Source organism: Serratia sp. UGAL515B_01, assembly GCF_033095805.1.
Lineage (GTDB): Bacteria > Pseudomonadota > Gammaproteobacteria > Enterobacterales > Enterobacteriaceae > Chania.
The window spans coordinates 1,362,745-1,380,114 of the sequence record NZ_CP109901.1 but is presented as its reverse complement, the minus strand read 5'-3'; the positions used below and the strand labels follow the sequence as shown (position 1 = coordinate 1,380,114).

12 protein-coding genes and 1 tRNA gene are annotated in these 17,370 nt (G+C 48.3%); 10 read left to right on the top strand and 3 right to left on the bottom strand.

Features of this window, described 5'->3' with window-relative positions; translation table 11 throughout:
• Position 1: 1 nt before the first annotated feature.
• Together phnG and phnF are read right to left on the bottom strand one after the other, a co-directional pair.
• Positions 2 to 445, bottom strand: coding sequence for a phosphonate C-P lyase system protein PhnG (gene phnG / locus OK023_RS06360; RefSeq protein ID WP_317696018.1), 444 nt, complete (start codon positions 443 to 445; stop codon positions 2 to 4).
• Entirely contained in the window at positions 446 to 1,174 is a 729-nt protein-coding gene (gene phnF, locus OK023_RS06355; protein ID WP_317696016.1) for a phosphonate metabolism transcriptional regulator PhnF, read from the bottom strand.
• A gap of 356 nt (positions 1,175 to 1,530) precedes the next feature.
• On the opposite strand from phnF, the gene OK023_RS06350 reads away from it, so the two are divergent.
• Complete coding sequence (locus OK023_RS06350; protein WP_317696014.1) at positions 1,531 to 3,420, top strand: PhoX family phosphatase; 1,890 nt, start codon at positions 1,531 to 1,533, stop codon at positions 3,418 to 3,420.
• A gap of 90 nt (positions 3,421 to 3,510) precedes the next feature.
• On the opposite strand, the gene OK023_RS06345 is transcribed toward OK023_RS06350, so the two are convergent.
• Complete coding sequence (locus OK023_RS06345) at positions 3,511 to 3,936, bottom strand: hypothetical protein (RefSeq protein ID WP_317696013.1); 426 nt, start codon at positions 3,934 to 3,936, stop codon at positions 3,511 to 3,513.
• Between the two features lie 546 nt (positions 3,937 to 4,482).
• Between OK023_RS06345 and OK023_RS06340 the strand changes: the two genes are divergently transcribed.
• The 9 genes from OK023_RS06340 to OK023_RS06300 all read left to right on the top strand — a co-directional run bounded on the left by OK023_RS06340 (position 4,483) and on the right by OK023_RS06300 (position 17,285).
• Positions 4,483 to 4,558 (top strand) — tRNA-Asn (locus OK023_RS06340).
• Between the two features lie 854 nt (positions 4,559 to 5,412).
• Positions 5,413 to 6,693: a nucleotide sugar dehydrogenase gene (locus tag OK023_RS06335; RefSeq protein ID WP_317696011.1), complete on the top strand. Its 1,281-nt coding sequence runs from the start codon at positions 5,413 to 5,415 to the stop codon at positions 6,691 to 6,693.
• A 29-nt stretch (positions 6,694 to 6,722) separates the two neighbouring features.
• Positions 6,723 to 9,260 (top strand): hypothetical protein, encoded by a 2,538-nt coding sequence (locus tag OK023_RS06330; RefSeq protein WP_317696009.1) that lies wholly within the window; start codon positions 6,723 to 6,725, stop codon positions 9,258 to 9,260.
• Positions 9,253 to 11,391, top strand: coding sequence for a glycosyltransferase (locus tag OK023_RS06325; protein ID WP_317696007.1), 2,139 nt, complete (start codon positions 9,253 to 9,255; stop codon positions 11,389 to 11,391). The genes OK023_RS06330 and OK023_RS06325 overlap by 8 nt, the downstream gene beginning before the upstream one ends.
• Before the next feature lie 157 nt (positions 11,392 to 11,548).
• Positions 11,549 to 12,649 (top strand): polysaccharide biosynthesis/export family protein, encoded by a 1,101-nt coding sequence (locus OK023_RS06320; RefSeq protein WP_317696005.1) that lies wholly within the window; start codon positions 11,549 to 11,551, stop codon positions 12,647 to 12,649.
• On the top strand, positions 12,646 to 13,968 hold the full coding sequence (locus OK023_RS06315; protein ID WP_317696003.1) for an ABC transporter permease: 1,323 nt from the start codon (positions 12,646 to 12,648) through the stop codon (positions 13,966 to 13,968). Before OK023_RS06320 ends, OK023_RS06315 begins: the two co-directional genes overlap by 4 nt.
• 6 nt (positions 13,969 to 13,974) lie before the next feature.
• On the top strand, positions 13,975 to 14,697 hold the full coding sequence (locus tag OK023_RS06310) for a hypothetical protein (protein ID WP_317696000.1): 723 nt from the start codon (positions 13,975 to 13,977) through the stop codon (positions 14,695 to 14,697).
• A gap of 82 nt (positions 14,698 to 14,779) precedes the next feature.
• Complete coding sequence (locus OK023_RS06305; protein ID WP_317695998.1) at positions 14,780 to 15,853, top strand: hypothetical protein; 1,074 nt, start codon at positions 14,780 to 14,782, stop codon at positions 15,851 to 15,853.
• A gap of 346 nt (positions 15,854 to 16,199) precedes the next feature.
• Complete coding sequence (locus OK023_RS06300; RefSeq protein WP_317695995.1) at positions 16,200 to 17,285, top strand: SDR family oxidoreductase; 1,086 nt, start codon at positions 16,200 to 16,202, stop codon at positions 17,283 to 17,285.
• Positions 17,286 to 17,370: the final 85 nt, after the last annotated feature.

Here is a 17,370-nt window from a genome sequence, read left to right as displayed (position 1 = left end):
CTTAGTCCCCTCGTACTAGCGTAAAGAAGTCTACTCGGCTGGCAGCAACAGAACTGGCACGCAACCGGCGCTGTTCCTGCTGAAGTGCTGCCAACGGTTCAATCAACCGTTGCAGCAGCAGTTCATGGCTGCTCGGTTGTTGCAAGAGAGCATCAATCAGCGCACATAGCTCAGCATGGTCTTTATCTCGACCACTGATATAGCTGTAGCCTTGCCCGCCTTTTTCCAATTGCACCACCGCGCGGGTAACGGTCATGTCCCCCAGCACAAAGCGGCGCCCAGTGGCCCCCATCCGTCCCTGTAACCGGGCCAAGCCAATCTCTGGTGCACGCAGGCAGTGGTAGCTCGGGCGGAGGTTCAGCGCCTGCCAGTGCTCACGCAACTGGGCGGGCGGGCTGTGTGCCAGCACTGACATCCAGCGTTTTCTCTGCTGTAAGGTTTGCATTCAGTGCTCCATCGTCAGCTCGATCATGTCAGCCCGCGTCAGACTGACGGAATATTCCGCCACCCGCTCACTTCCCGTACAGATGTTCAATGTACGCACGCACAGCAAAGGAGCATGGGTGACGATCTCCAGCAGGCGACTCTCTTTAGCCTGTGCACGACGTGCGCTGATACGCGTCTGATAACGGGTGAGCGGCTGGTGGATATGCTGTTGGATAAACTGATGCAGTGAGCCGCAGTGGAAATTTTGCAATATGGGCCACCAGTCAAGATCGGGCAAATAGTGGTCGATCACACTGGTTGCAACACCGTTCACACGGCGCAGGGTGCGCAGGTGGATAACGGTTTCTCCTTCTTCGCGTGAGAGCGCGCTCGCAATATGTCCGTTGCATGGACGCAATACCGCAAGCAAACGTTCACTCGTGGGATGGCTGCCTTGCTCAAGAAGATTCTGGCTGAAACGCGCCTTGACGTGTAGCGGATAGTTAAAGGGGCGCATCAGCACCAAAATGCCAATACCTTGACGACGCTGGAGCAAACCACGATCAACCAGTTCATCGACTGCGCGACGCAGCGTGTGGCGGTTGACTTGATAATGTTCGGCAAGTTGTTGTTCAGATGGTAGATAATCCCCACAACGGTATTGATTACCCAGCTCCTGCTCTAACAAAGCGGCAATCTGCTGATAGCGTGTCGGGTAAGTGGTCAGATGTCTAGATAAGCATGTCATAGGAATAACCCAGACTCGTTATCTAATTGGTGGGATATATAAACAGTGATGACGTTCATGATCGGCACTCCATAACAAAAGTTAGCGCTATGCTGCCAATCACTGATGACAATAGCGTGACTTAAGGATGGCGAATTGATGAACAAGTTGCTAGACGACGGCGATACAACAACATTAACAATACATTGAAGAACAGCTTCATCTAATCAGCAGTAAATTTATGTTCCTATAAAGCAGAGAGCGACCCCCCTCACCTGTCTCGTAACATTTTCGTCACATTCCCTGATTACTATTAACCCTAATTTTGATCGCCCTGGCGAGTTTTACTCGTGGCGCTGACTTTAGGAAACCAACGTATGACGAATAAACTAGAGCAATTAACTACCGACCATTTGAACGACCCTGCACGCCGTAAATTGTTATTGGCTGGTGCCAGCGCCGTTGGCGTAGCCACTTTCCTCGGTGGCAGCATTTTGAGCATGTCCACTTCAGCGCTGGCGGAAGATTTACCTGCAAGTAATTTGCTAGGCTTCAAGGGGATTGCCGCTTCAACTGCCGACGAAGTGGTCATTGCTCCAGGCTATAAAACCGAGATACTGATTTCATGGGGAGAACCTTTGGTGGATGGCGCAGTTGCCTTCGATCCAAACGGTGGTAATAGCGCGATCGACCAAGAAAAACAATTTGGCGATAACAATGACGGTATGAGCTTCTTCCCTATTGATGACAATCATGGTGTGATGGCGATCAATAACGAATACGCTAACGAACAATACCTGTTTGCCCATGGCGGTAACAAAGCCACCAACTTGGAAGACGTACGCAAATCCCAGGCAGCACATGGTGTGTCAATTGTTGCAGTGAAACGCATTGGTAATAGTCAACGTTGGCAAGTAGAGCGCCCATCGCACTATAACCGCCGCATCACTGCCAATACAGAAATGCAATTCAGTGGCCCAGCCGCTGGCCATGCGCTGCTGAAAACCGCTGCCGACCCTTCTGGCTATAAGGTGCTGGGTACGCTTAATAACTGCTCGAACGGTAAAACGCCATGGGGCACATATCTCACGTGTGAAGAAAACTTTGAAACCTATTTTGGCACTCAGAAAACCGATTATAAAACCACACTAGAACAAAAACGTTATGCGCTGAAAGCCAACGACCCAGAACGCAATTGGTCAGAATTTGACGATCGTTTCGACGTAGCGAAAAACCCGAATGAGCTCAACCGCTTCGGCTGGATTGTAGAAATCGACCCGATGAACCCAGGTTCTACGCCGATCAAGCGCACTGCTCTGGGCCGTTTCAAACACGAAAATGCTGCAGTAACGGTAGCTAAAGATGGCCGGCTTGTAGTGTATATGGGCGATGATGAACGTGGAGAACATATTTACAAATACATTTCCAAAAACAAAATCGACATTACCAATCAAGCAAATAACCATAGTTTGCTGGATGAAGGCACACTATACGTTGCGCAGTTTGATGGTGACGTCAACGGCACGCCACTGAAAGGCAAAGGTCGCTGGATTGCTCTGGAGTTTGGTAAAAATGGCTTGACGCCAGAGAATGGTTTCCGTGATGCAGCGGAAATATTGATTTTCGCGCGCAAGGCAGCTTCACAGGTTGGTGCAACCAAAATGGACCGTCCAGAGTGGATTGCCGTCAACCCACACAACGGACACACCTATTGTACTTTAACCAACAACAGTAAACGCGGCGAAGAAAATATGCCGGTGAACGCCGCTAATCCTCGCCCCAACAACCTTTACGGCCAGATTATTCGCTGGGATGAGGGCGGCGATGCAACGGCAGAAAGTTTCTCCTGGGATATTTATGTCTTGGGTGGTAATCCGATTGCTCATCCAGAAGGCATTAACCGTGGTACGCCCAACATAACGGCAGAAAATACCTTTAACAGCCCAGATGGCTTAGGATTTGATGAGGCCGGACGCTTGTGGATCCTGACCGATGGCAAATACAGCAACAAAGGTGATTATCAAGGACAAGGCAATAATCAGATGTTGGTCGGTGATCCCAAAAGTGGTGAAATCCGCCGCTTTATGGTTGGGCCAAAGTCATGCGAATTAACAGGTATCGCCTTCACACCCGATCATAAAACGATGTTTGTCAACGTACAGCATCCAGGGGAAGACGGGGATTCTCACTTCCCAAACAACAGCGTGCGCCCGCGTTCTTCAGTGATCATGATTACCCGTGAAGATGGTGGTGTAATCGGCGCTTGAGGATTGGCTATCATATTGATAAATGCCCTCAAAAGAGGGCATTTTATATAGGATGTATTCTGGGAAGACTTAGAGATGCGTTGTTGAATGTTACGAGCCAACGACACGTTCAACCAGTGCTCGTGTCAGATCAGTACGGATCATGCTGCAAGTTTTAGCAATGCGGAATTGATAAGCAGCATCCATTATTTGGTGGATGTCAGTACTGACGTTGTCACGAACACGCATGTAAAGTTTGGCTTCGGTCACAATGCTGTTCAGTTCAGTACTGCGATCCTGATAACGCTTAGTGTTGACCTGTTGCAACGCATTCAATTCTTTCATGCATGTATACATGACAGCATCAGTACCTGCAGAAATCATCGGTTGGGCTGGTTTAGCAACCACAGGAGCAGGCTGAGCAACAACTGGTTTTTGGGTTGCCGCCGGAGCTGGCTTGGTTCTAGCACTAAAATTCGCACCCTGGCACCCTGCCAGCAACACACACAATGTGGCTATTGCGATTGCTTTTTTCATCACTAAGAAACTCCGGGAAAAACTGAAGAGTAGTAGGATTTACCACTGTAGAAATGACTTGCCGTAGCATAGAGGAATAAACACCGGGTTGACAAGACCTAGCTCCTTAATAACCTTATAATCTTAGAATGGTTTTCAGGGTAACCCGTAAAAACACAAAAAAAACCTTATTCGATTAACGATAAGAAATATTTTTAATTGATTAATATTGCTTATATAGAAATCCTCATCTGCGGTGAGGATAAAAACCAAAACGGGTTACATTCTCAGGGAAAAACACTCAACTGTAGACAGTGAATACTACAGCCATTCAGCAACGTTGTGAGGGGTATGCCGTAAACAAACTTTAAACCGTTTGAGCTGAAGCATAATGCTAGGCTTAAGGAGACTGTTAAGATGATTCGGCTAATTTCTCTGCGAAGCATCAAAGAAAAATGTAGGAAAATAAACCAATTTGCTCAAACTGACAGCAAACGCACTTTTTCCTGACTTTAGTACTTTGACAAACCTGTATTACATCGCTACTATTCTGCTCGTTCAAACGATTCCTCTGTAGTTCAGTCGGTAGAACGGCGGACTGTTAATCCGTATGTCACTGGTTCGAGTCCAGTCAGAGGAGCCAAATCTTTGCCTATTTGTTAAATTCCCTGCAACGCTATCACAGCTTATCGCCCCTAAAATCAAATTTTAGCGAGCCCCCTCAGGGCAGCGTTAGTCAGCTGTTATTCCCATCTAACAATCATCATCAAGCTGGCTGACCCTTCACACACTTTATCACTTGCTTTAAGGCTTTTTTCGATATTTTTAAGTACACAATATTTCAGACTGAAGTCTTTTATCTTTTTGATGTCAGATCATTCTATATAATATGGTATTCAATTCTCGCCAAAGACATCCCTTAAAGTCTGTACAGTTTCCAATCACTTAAAAAATTGATGTTCTTTTTTCGGTGAATAGAGCTTCGCACAGACTGCATTAACTTAGGAATATTCTCAGCGTATCGAGAGTTATCTAGATAAGTATGTTATGAATACAGCTTGTTTTTCTTTACAAGTAGTTTTGTTATGAGCCGCCCCAAGTAATAGATTACGCTCGTTAAGCATCATGTCCATTCATGATAAAATTTTAATTTTTATTATTTATATCATATCGTTGAAATCCATCCTTATTAAGTACACTTCCACTTTGCCACACAGATGCCGTTTTTAGATGCAGACCACCATCCCATTAACTTCCTTAAAAACCCCCATTAAGTTTCTTCAATATGAACTTCATCACGTTTATAACTATAATATATTCAGATTTAATAATGTGTTTAAATGTTATAATGTGTTTAAATACTGTAATGTGTTGGCGTACTAAAACCGCGTGTCATATAGGACGATTCCCAACACTAATGTATTAGTAAGCCCGTAGTTGTAGCAGAGCAAGCGTTATAAACATCAAATTGGAATAATTTTCCTAAGGGATTACGCTATGTTTGTCAAAAATATCGCTGTATGTGGACTGGGGTATGTTGGACTGCCTGTTTCTATTGCGCTTGCCCGACATTTCGACGTGATTGGTTTTGACGTAGATAGCCAGCGAGTAAGTCGTCTGCGTGACTTAGACGACTGGACCGGGGAAATCACCCCAGAAACACTTGCTAAATCAACGCTACAGTTGACTAGTCGCGTGGAAGATCTGAAAGGTTGTAACTTTTTTATCGTAGCTGTACCGACGCCGATCGATGAACGATGCGCTCCCGACTTTACCATGTTAAAAGACGCCAGCCGCCTGATTGGTTCTGTGCTAACACGAGGTAGTACAGTCGTTTTCGAGTCGACGGTCTATCCTGGTGCTACAGAGGAAATCTGTGGGCCTGAACTGGAAAAAAGCTCCGGTCTACGCTGCGGTGTTGACTTCAAGCTTGGTTACAGTCCAGAACGAATCAACCCAGGCGACACCGATCATCCGTTTGAAAAAATTGTCAAGGTTGTGTCCGGTCAGGACAAGGAAACGCTTGAGCTGGTCGCTAGCGTTTACGAAACCGTGGTTGAAGCTGGCGTATTTCGCGCGTCGTCAATCAAGGTTGCCGAGGCCGCCAAAGTACTAGAAAACACCCAGCGTGATATCAATATTGCGTTGATGAACGAGATGTCGAAGATTTGTGCACTGGTTGATATAAACACTTCAGAAGTGTTAAAAGCAGCCGGAACGAAATGGAATTTCATGAACTTCACACCAGGTTTGGTGGGTGGCCACTGCATTGGTGTAGACCCGTACTATCTCACCTCAAAGGCTCAACAGCTTGGCTATCATCCGGAAGTTATCCTCGCGGGACGACGTATCAACGATAGCATGGCTGAGCACGTTGCTTCCAAATTGATCCAGGTATTGGCCCATCGTAAACGGCTGGCATCAACGACGCGCGTCGGTGTTGTCGGTATCACATTCAAGGAAAACGTGCCAGATATCCGCAACTCGAAAGTCGTCGATCTTTATAACGAGTTGGGACGTTATGGTATTAATCCTCATGTATGTGACCCACTCGCTGACCCAGTGCAGACCAAGCGTGAATACGGCATTACGCTGGTTGAACCATCAATGTTGCAAGACCTCGATATGTTGATACTCGCCGTTCCTCACAAACAGTCGGTGGAGCTTGTTTATGACAAGCTGAACCAAATGGTGGCGAAAGATGGTGTCGTATGTGATCTACGTTCAGTGCTCGAACCGTCACGCCTTCGCTCAGACGTTTTCTACTGGACGCTTTGATACACCGTTCGATATGGAGTAATCATCATATGACTTCGCTCAATATTTGCCCGATTGGAACCTGCCGTATCCATCAACCCACGCGAATTAGCGCACAACGGTACCCCATAGCATTCGAACATGGGCGCAACTATGGTTATGTTCACACAAGTACTGAAGCATTGCAGCAACTGCGTTTTATGTTTGGAGAAAAAAAATTTTCGGACGATATACTACCGTTGATTTTCCGTCCCGGAACGCCCAGCAGTTTCATATCAAGCACACATACTCCGGCCGATCTTTATCTTGTAGAGATATCCTCGAACAAGCTGCATACCGTTGATGGCCAGCCAATCCAGTGCAACTATACGTATCGCTATTTCAGTGATTTTTTTTCCAATAGTAAACGTACGAAGTTGTTCTGGTCGATGGCGGGAGACGACCAGCTAGCAAGTCGCCGTAAGTTACTCGAGGATATACCGGCATTCCAGCGCCTGTCACCGGACGATCGTGAACTCCTCGCGCGTATCCAGCGACGAGATCTAAGCGATGATGAAATAGCACGCGATATGGAAGAGATCGCACAACTTATTGGCACAGATAAACTTGTGTTTGTTACCCATGTTAACGCCTGCACACCAGATAATGCCGTGATTGACCGGCGTAACGCCTTGATCAGGATGGTACGTGATACAGCCAAACGTATGACAGTAGCCTGCTATGATCCGACGCCGTTGATGCGCCGGCTTGGGCAGATCAATGCCATCGCTAATGACGGACTGGATTTGGCTCACTATACCGAGCTGTTCAACGAACGGCTGAGTGAAGACTGGTACAAAACATTTATCCTGCCGCGACTCGATTCGTCCATGATTCATGATGTGGTATCACATGAAGAAGGTCGACTCACCGATATTGAAGCGTTATGGAATGCTGGGCAACATCTTGATGCCTCGCGGCAATTACATGAAGCTTTGCGCAATGAATCAGGCTTACGTCGCCACCGTATTTTACTCGGGCGCATGCAATATGAGCTTGGTGACTACGAAAATGCCATTCGCAATCTACAGTCTGTTAGAGAGCAAGGCGCAACAAATGACGAAAAAAACGATCTGATGCTGATGCGTGCCTATTTCAAACTTGGGCAATACCGCGAAGCACGCTCGTGCGCACAAGCATTGCTGTCAGATGAAATCGTAACGCTGGAAACCCTGCGTGTATGCGCAGTATCAGCGACACACCTTGGTGATCGCGCAGCAGCGCTAGGCGAGTGGAAACAGCTGTTTCACTTAAGCGAAAACAAGGCCGAGGCCGCTCAGGCAGTACTGGAGTTACTCGAGGCATCTTCAGATAAAGAAGCCGTGCTTAAGTGGGTTGAAGAGGTACTTGATGTGTTACCGACACACGGCCCCTGTTTTGCGGTGTTGTGGAACCAACGAATAGCACAGGCAGATCGCGCTGGCCTGCTTGAAATAGCCTCTTGGCCAGTTGAATTGAGCGAGCAGACAGCTTTCGAGTTAGCATGTAGCGCCGCTCTGCAGGGTTTTGCCGTGCCTGCTGCGTTACTCGCTGCTACGCATGGTTTATCTGATAGCCGCGACCCAGACATTGCAACATGGGTAAAACAACAAGCAGTACACTGGCTGCAACACGGGTTGAGTCAACTTGATGCAGGCGATTTGCTTGAAGCAGCAGATAGTATCCAGGCACGCACACATCTGCCACCGTTCAACAATGCACTCAGACGTGCACGGCGTGCTCTCGAACAGAAAATGCGCATTGATATCCGTCAAGCCTTCCAAGAGAAACGCTATGACGATGTTATGGACATCTCTAACATCGCCAATCAAACCCTGACTCGCTTTCCCGAACTCGATAGTTTCACCGGACGAGCCGCATATGCACAAGGCGATACCAAAACAGCATTTATGCACTTGAAACGAGCCGCGAGCGAAGAAGACGCTACTGTGGTTGCTAAGGTGTTGTTGGCTCGTACCGCTGCACATAGTGCGGAACATATTGAAGAGGCCATCGATACCTATCAGGAATTGCTGCAAAGTGGCCCCATCGAAGAATGGGTTAAAACTGAAGCACAGCGGCAAATCCTCAAGCTTCAGGGTCGCCTGACGCGTGTAGCACGTGAGATGTTGGCAAAAGGTGAATACGATCGGGCTTGGGCATTAATCGAACGTGCTGAAAATGCTGATATAGATAGTTCAGTGATATCGCGTGAGAAGAAACGCGTGATTTCAGCACTTTATTCTAGGCTCAAGGCACTTGATCCTGGCAACGTCTCTGAGCGTTTGGCAATAGGTGAAACCATCCTACGTTTTTCACCTGATAATGAGGTCGGGCTGAAAGCTGCAGCAACGGGAGCTATGCGCACCCACCAGTTTACCGATGCACTGCAATACTGGTCTTTATTACGGAGATACTCTGAAAAACCAGAATTGATTGATGCCAATATCAACAAGTGTCATTTATGGATCGAACGAGCACGGCGTAAGAAACAACTGGATATTGTGCCGACCGCCTCAATCACATCCTCTGTGGCTGTACGTTCCTTAGTGTTGGCTGCAGATGAATAAAAAAAACGAATCGACCGAAATGGCCTGGGGACAGCATGTGCCTCCTCTTTTTAACTATCTAAATACAGGAGTAGGAGATGATGTTGGATGCACAATCGAGCGTCAAAAAGCGCCCACATCATTACCGCATGTTACGCTTGAAAATGTGCGTTCGCGTTTAAGTGAAATCCTTAAGATCTGTCTCACAGAGGATTTGGCACGCTGTCATCTCGAAGAGGCTGAAAACCTGGTTGGTTTTCATCGCAGTGATGCCAAGGTGTCTATGCTGTGGCTGCAAATCAAGGAACAGGCAAAAGTAAATAGCGCTGACGAATTAGCTAAGCAGTGGGCTGCCCTTCTGCAGGTCAATCCACAGGATGCTGCTATCTTGCGTCTTTATGTCCGTTACCTGATGAAATTACGACGTAATGCAGAAGTCCCTGCGCTGATTGACCTGTATCTACCAGAAAATATCGAAGACGCGGATGCAGCTCTGGTGCGTGCAGGCATCATGGTGGATGCACGTCTTTATGACGAGTCAGATGTACTCTTTAGAAAACTGATTGGGCGTTATAACCGGCCGAACATGCGTGTGCTGTTCGCTAAAAATTTGCACAAACGCGGTTTACTGTATGAAGCAGTCGAGGTGCTCGCACCACTTGCCGAGGACATGGATCCAGAAAGTCGGGCCGGGAAATTTAATGTTCAGTTGATGGATGACTATGAGTTTTTCTGTCGGCTTGAGCCTCTGGGAGGCGTTGCTGGAAATGACATCTCGATGTTGTCATTAAAGCACGCATTGCTGTATTTCCGTGATCGGGAAATTATTGCACGACCGAGGCAGCCACAACGAATCGGGCTGGTCACAGGAAGTTTGGGGCCAGGCGGTGCAGAGCGTCAATTGGCTAGGTTGGCATGTAGCTTGCAAAATTTGGGTCAGTCACGCCAGCAAGCTGGTGACAAATCTTTGCGTCCACTCGTAATCAATGTGCTGGTCAAACGTTATACGGCAACAGATGCTGAAGTGGCAACTAACAAGAAGCTAGATTTTTTTCTCAATGACCTCCTTGATGCCAAGATCAAGGTCACAGAAATAAACAATCTTCCAGTAAGTAACCAGTTTGGTTTAGCGATCAGGGATCCTGACTTTCTTAGACTACTGGAATATCTTCCTGCACAAGTACGGTATGGCTTAACTCGTCTGTTCCCATACTTTCACGAACATCGTTTTGACGTCGCTAGCCTATGGCAAGACGGCACCTGCATTTTCGGTGCACTGGCTGCGTTGCTCGCTGGTGTGCCAGTGATTCACCTCGTATTTCGCGGTCTGCCGCCCAATCTGCGTAGCGCACGCGACAAACCAGAATATCACGTGCTGTACCGGGCTCTAGCTGAAGTTCCTGGCGTCTACTTTATGAGTAACAGCAAAGTGATCGCCCAGGAATATGCACAATGGTTGGGCCTGCCTATTGAGCGTTTCCATATTCTGTACAACGGTGTACCAGTACCCGCGATCACAGCACCGGTTGAAGAGGAACGCAAATGGCTGGAATTCGCGGAACGTACACAGGACGCAACCGAGACTATCGGTGGAGTATTTCGCCTGGAACCCGACAAACAGCCACATACATGGATTAGGTTAGTGCATCGTTATCTGCAACGTCGTCCGCGCGCACGTTTCGTCCTGGTAGGCGATGGTCGCTTGCTAGAGAGCATTCACACTCTGGTTAACGAACTTGGGATCCAGCATCGTCTGCTGCTGGTTGGTCTATCCCGGCACGTCGGATTCTGGTATTCGAAAATGGACGTCAAGGTACTGCTTTCATTATTTGAAGGATTACCGAACGTGTTGATCGAAGCACAGTTGTTGGGCGTATTAACGGTGTCAACACCCGCTGGGGGCTCTGGTGAGTGTTTTACCGATGGGCTTACCGGACATTTGCTCAGTCGTGCAGAAAATCCCGACCTTGATGAAGCCTGCGACAAGATTTCATTGCTAACGGACAGTGTTCGCTCCAATGCCGAAGTCCGTGAAATGGCCAAAAAACGAGCTCTGAAGTTATTTGCTGTCGACGTGACACGCGATACGTTCATCGGATTGTGTAAACCGACGATCACGAGTGCCATGCATGACGAACTGAATACAGCATAGACATTTCAGCCTTTGGCTAAAAAACTGCGGAAATAGACGATCAAGTCCTTACGGATAGTCTGTCCTCAGGTTAATCACGATTTTTATTCCAGGAGTGATGTACCTGGAGAAGTTGAATGCGTTTCGGAGAAGTTGAATGCGTTTCAAGGAGTATGGTGTGAAAAGGATAAGGCGGGCAGAGACGGGGCTGTTGGTACTGCTGGTCTGCATGGTATTACAAGGGTGTGGTTTGCCACGTAGTGGTCCCATGCTCAGTGAGGTAGAGAAATCCCACGGACGGGGAGATATTGTATTGATGCCCGTGACGAAGCAACTAGCCGCTGCCAGCCGTGAAGCAGAACATGCTAGCTTCCCTCAAAGGTTTCTCGTAGCACAGGAAACTGACGTCACCCGCCTAGCCCCAGGCGATGGTGTTAACATTAGTTTGTGGGAAAGGGATGGTCTGCAACTGTTTGCATCGGATGCAAATGGTATGACGAACTTGGGCGAAATGATACTTGATAGCGAGGGTGCAATTTATCTGCCATACGTGGGAAAAATCCATGCTAAAGGACTCACCATTGGACAATTGCACGACGTCATTATGCATCGCTTGCAAGGTATAGTGATTGCATCTGACGTGAATGTACAGGCTTCGCCACGGCGTGGCCAGATAGTGATCGCACAGGGTGACTTGTCTAAACCCGGCATATATCCACTCGCTCAGGCAACGCGGTTAAGTTTACTGCTTGCGCAGGCCGTACCCGTGCAACGCAACCCTGAACAAATGGCGATTACGGTACAACGTGGCGGTGAGTCAGGTTCTGTGCGTTTGGCTGATATCTATCGCAATCCGGCTCAGAATATTGCTTTATCCCCTGGAGATATCGTCGTCGTGCACGACGTTGCCCAATATTTCACAGTGCTGGGTGCGGCAAGCGTACAGAAACGTATCAAGTTGAGTAAGCGTAACTATAGCGTCGCCGATGCACTGGGAGACGCTAATGGTTTGAACGACAGCTTGGCCAACCCAAATGCGGTTTTCCTTATGCGTGCGCCCGATGCGACTCGTTTGGGTTCAAATGAGGAGATCAAGCCAATTGTCTATCAGTTTGATTTTACACAGCCGGAACAAATGGTTCTGGCAAATCACTTTGTGGTTCGTGAAGGCGACGAGATTTATATCTCCGATGCACCGTTTACTCAAGTGCAGAAAGTCCTTTCTGCTTTCAGCTCGGCGGTAGGCTCAACCCGCTCTGCCACGGTCGTAGCACAATGAGTATCACCATGGATCAGGACGATGAAAAGCAACCACGTGTGTTGCCTGCTGATACTGCATTTGATGAACTGCGTCAGCAGGTGGATGCCGCAGTGAGTATCGAGCCAATATCGCTTAATGCTTCGTTGACGATATTCCTGAACTCACTGGCACGTCTACCACATGCTTCCATCGGACAACGACGCGCAATCTACCAAGCGATCCAGGCAGGGCAGGAAAGTGGCCTCGCTCGCATTGGTGCGGATGAGGCAACCGTTGATTTTCGCTACCGCCAGTTACGCATGATCATACGCTATCTTGAACTGGATATCCGGGCCGGGGTTGACGTGCAGTCTGACGGCTATCGGTCAACAGAACTAGAGCGTGAGCATCAACGGCTGGAGACAAGTTATGCTACACGGGTTGCACAGCAAAAAAGTCGTGCTGCGCGTGAAGCGCGCCTCGTCGCTGGTGAAATGGCAGAATCATTCACACCCTCAGAGGCCGCACAATGCGAATCACTGGGTACACGTCTGAACTTCATTCATGCCAAACAGCAGCTACGTCCATTGGAGCGGGGTGCGTCGTGGCCGACAACGCTAGGCCCTTTGGTCAGTTACCTTTTGCACGTTATTCACAATGAAAGTCGAGTTGCGTTGTTGTGGGCATTTCTTGGTCCTGCCGTGCTACTGGGCTTGATCTCAGCGCCTTACTTCCTGACGGGGGTTCGCTATATTCTGGGGATGGATGTGGCGACATTCTCACTGTTAGGCGCAATTACGTGGATCATGTTCCGTCAAATCATCTTTCGTAGCAGCACCAACTATGTCGGGTCGCGGGTATTAATACATCTGGGTGTCATCACGCCACTACAGTATGCACTGTCTTATGCTCTAATCTATTTGGGTATCTTTCTGGCAGTATATCTGGTGTTGCTGTCGGTTGGTGCTTATCTGAACTTGGTCACACTACCCGCTCAATGGATGAAAGTTCTCTTTTATGTGCTGATGATGGCGCTGGGAGCAACTTCAATGGGCATTCTGTTTGGTAGTATTGCCTCGTTCTGGCCATATTTCCTGCGTTTTTCTGCTGTTATCGAGCGTTTCCTACAGGTGTTCTCAAGCGTGTTCCTGGTGTCGGAACAGTTGCCTGAAGAGTATCGAAAATATTTTCTATGGTCTCCGTTTGCGCATGGCATGCAATTATTACGGTCGGCTTATTTTGATAACTACGTGTCAGAAGATGCAAGTCTAAGCTATTTCTTGATCGCGCTGACATTGCTTGTCGCTATTAGTTTGCTTGCTGAACGTCTAGCACGTAGCAATGTGCAACCAATGTGAGGACCAATGATCCGTTTAACTGGTGTCACTGATCATCCACGAATGTTTGGTGAGAAACGACCATTATTGTCGAATGTTGATTTTTTCATGGCTCGCGGCAGGTATGCGTTACTTTCGAACACACCTCAATGGCATCGTCCGCTGATAGACGTGCTTGCAGGGATACGCCCTCCCCTTCGTGGGCTGGTCCAACATGGTGGGCTCGTCTCATGGCCGATGGGTCGCCAGGGCTTTATTCGTGGCAAAGGATCCGGTCTGAAAATGGTGCAACTTGTCTGCAACCTTTATGGCCAGGATGTACGCGCTTCTATCGACTGGCTGTCAGACCTGATGACAACCCCAGAGTACCTTTCAAAACCCATGGTTGACTGGCCGCTTCATGTACGCCAAGAATTTTCTTTTGCGTTAGCCCTGATACCTAATTTCGATATTTACATTATAGATGGTGCAATACCGTTTGAGCCCTGCCGTTTCACAAAGCTATGGCGGGCGTTGTTTGAGGCTCGATTGGTAAACCGCACACTAATACTTTCCACTTATCGTCATTCACAGATGACGGACTATTGTATAAAGGCTCTGATTTATGAGCGAAATAGATTTCGCATTGAGGAAAACCTCGCAGACTGCATCGGGAGATTCCCAGCAAGACAAAACCGAAACGATTCATACGCACAAGGGACCGATCCATTCAACGACAGTTCCGCCGCTGCAGAATCCCTCATTTTCTGAGACTGATTCGCAATCGGAAATGGCTTATCGGCATCGACTCCGAGTGAGTGCACTCCGCACGCGGCGTATACAGCGTTGCATTATGGCTACGCTTATTCTGGTACCCATGATACTGGCAATTCTGTATTTGATGTTTGTGGCCACGCCACGCTATACGGCAGAGTCCCGTTTTTCGGTACGTGCCAGCGATCAGCAAAGCCAGACACCACTTAACAACGTCACTAGCCTGATTTCAACGGGTAGTAACACATCGGGGAGTTTGGTGGACGGCTGGGCTGTCAACAGTTTTCTAAATTCACGTGACGCAATGCATCAGCTAGACAAGAAGATCGGACTGCGCCGTTACCTGACAAATACAACATTCGATCCTATGAACAGGTTGATGCCTGATGCCAGTGACGATGCACTGTATGAGGCTTATAAGTCTCTGGTCAATATGTCGTACAGCATGCAAGAACAGATCAATCTGATGGAGGTCAACGCTTTTTCGCCGGACGACGCCAAGATGATTTCGCTTGCATTAATCGATCTGGCTCAACAGTTTGTACATAAAATGGATGAAAAAGGCATTGCCGACGCGCTGAAGGTTAGCCAGCAAGCGGTCGCACTGGCCGAGCAGCAGGCTCTCCAAGCACTGGAAGGACTAGCGAACTGGCGCATTAAGAACGGCAATATCGATCCTGCTGCAGATACTGCGATGCAACTCTCGCAACTCAGTCAGCTCGAAGGGGAACTCAATACAGCATACATCAATCTTTATAAGCTCCGTGCACTGGGAAATCCCGACCACCCGATGATGGAGGCGATGAAAATACAGGTCGCGGCGTTACAAAAACGTCTGGCCGATACCCGCCAGCGTCTGAGTGGCCTTGGAGATACCGAGGCTGATCGGCTTAAAACCTATGAGGCGCTCAAGAATGCTCAGCTGTTTGCTGAAGCTAATCTTGCAACGGCACGACAGAATTATCAGCAATCATTCATCAGCACGCTGCGGTTGCAGCGCTATCTGAGCATCATCGTACACCCTGAACCAGGTGATCGGCCAAGTAGTCCTAATGCGCCGCTGATCCTGCTCGAAGCACTTGTGCTTGGTTTACTGTTGGCGTTTCTTTACCGAGTTATTACAGGAACATATCGTGCATTGCGGTATAGCTGAGCATTGCATTGTACAAGGGGAAATAATGAGGTGGAGGTGTCAATACCGCAACTTTTACGTTGCTCAATCCTTCATTCAGAACACCACCTAAGCATGTATAAAGAGGCAAATTATCAATCTTGTTGCACGTTGCGTCTGAGTTATCTGCCCGTTTGAAAATACCGGCGGGCACTGACAGTAGAGCGACGATATACACTCCAGATAATTCGAGTGCATGCAGGCGGAAAGATCGAGAGTCACCCGTCACATCGCTAACTATGTGACGGGTGCTAAAGAACGCTGCTCCCATGTAACTTGAAGTCTGGGGAGGATATTAATCTTTCATTCAACGGACCCTGATATAAAAATGGCTATTAACCAAAATCTCTTGTTGCCTACATGGGCACAGCACGCTACCCAGCAGGCTTTGTGTGAACAATTGCTCTCTCAGCGCTCACGCTGGTTGGTAACCGGAGCCGCCGGCTTTATTGGTTCCAATCTGGTAGAAACCCTACTGATGCTTGGACAGGATGTTCGTGGGTTAGATAATTTCGCTACGGGTCATCAGCGTAATCTTGATGAGGTCAGAGATCGCGTAGGTGCAGAGCGCTGGCGCCGTTTCTCGTTTATTGAAGCCGACGTGAGAAACCTCAGCGACTGTACCCAAGCTGTCAAGCAAATCGATTACGTATTGCATCAGGCAGCGTTGGGTTCTGTGCCTCGTTCAGTGAATGATCCATTGACAAGTCATGGCGTAAACGTCACGGGTTTCCTGAACATGCTCGATGCCGCGCGGTGCGCGCAGGTTCGGCGCTTTGTTTATGCCGCTTCCAGTTCAACCTATGGTGATGAGCCAAATTTGCCCAAGCGTGAGGATCGTATTGGTAATCCACTATCACCTTATGCTGTCACCAAACTAGTCAACGAAATTTATGCTGGGGTTTATGCTCGCACCTACGGTTTCGAATCGATCGGGTTACGCTACTTTAATGTTTTTGGTGCGCGCCAAGACCCTGCAGGTGCATATGCAGCGGTGATCCCTAAATGGATCGCTGCGATGCTCGCAGGGAAGGATGTCGAAATTTTTGGCGATGGAGAGACCAGCCGCGATTTTTGTTACATCGGCAATGTAGTACAAGCTAATCTACGCGCCGCGTTGCAAGATATGACCGGGAGGAGCGAAGTCTACAACGTCGCTGTGGGCGGACGCACTACCCTTAATCAGTTGTTCGAGATCATACGCAACAATATGGCATTGCTAGGATTTGATTATGATCGCCAACCTATCTACAAGACACCAAGAGCAGGTGACGTGCGCCATTCTCAAGCCGATGTATCCAAGGCACAGCTCGGTCTAGGCTATGTACCACTATTCGATCTGAAAGCGGGGATGAAAGAAGCACTGCCATGGTACGTGCATTTGCTCGCCGATGTGAGTATGCAACATGGGTAAACACAGGGATCGGCGTATTCATGACTCGCTCAATAATAGGAGCGATGTATGTCGACTATTTGCCAACGGGTTCGTTGTGCGTATA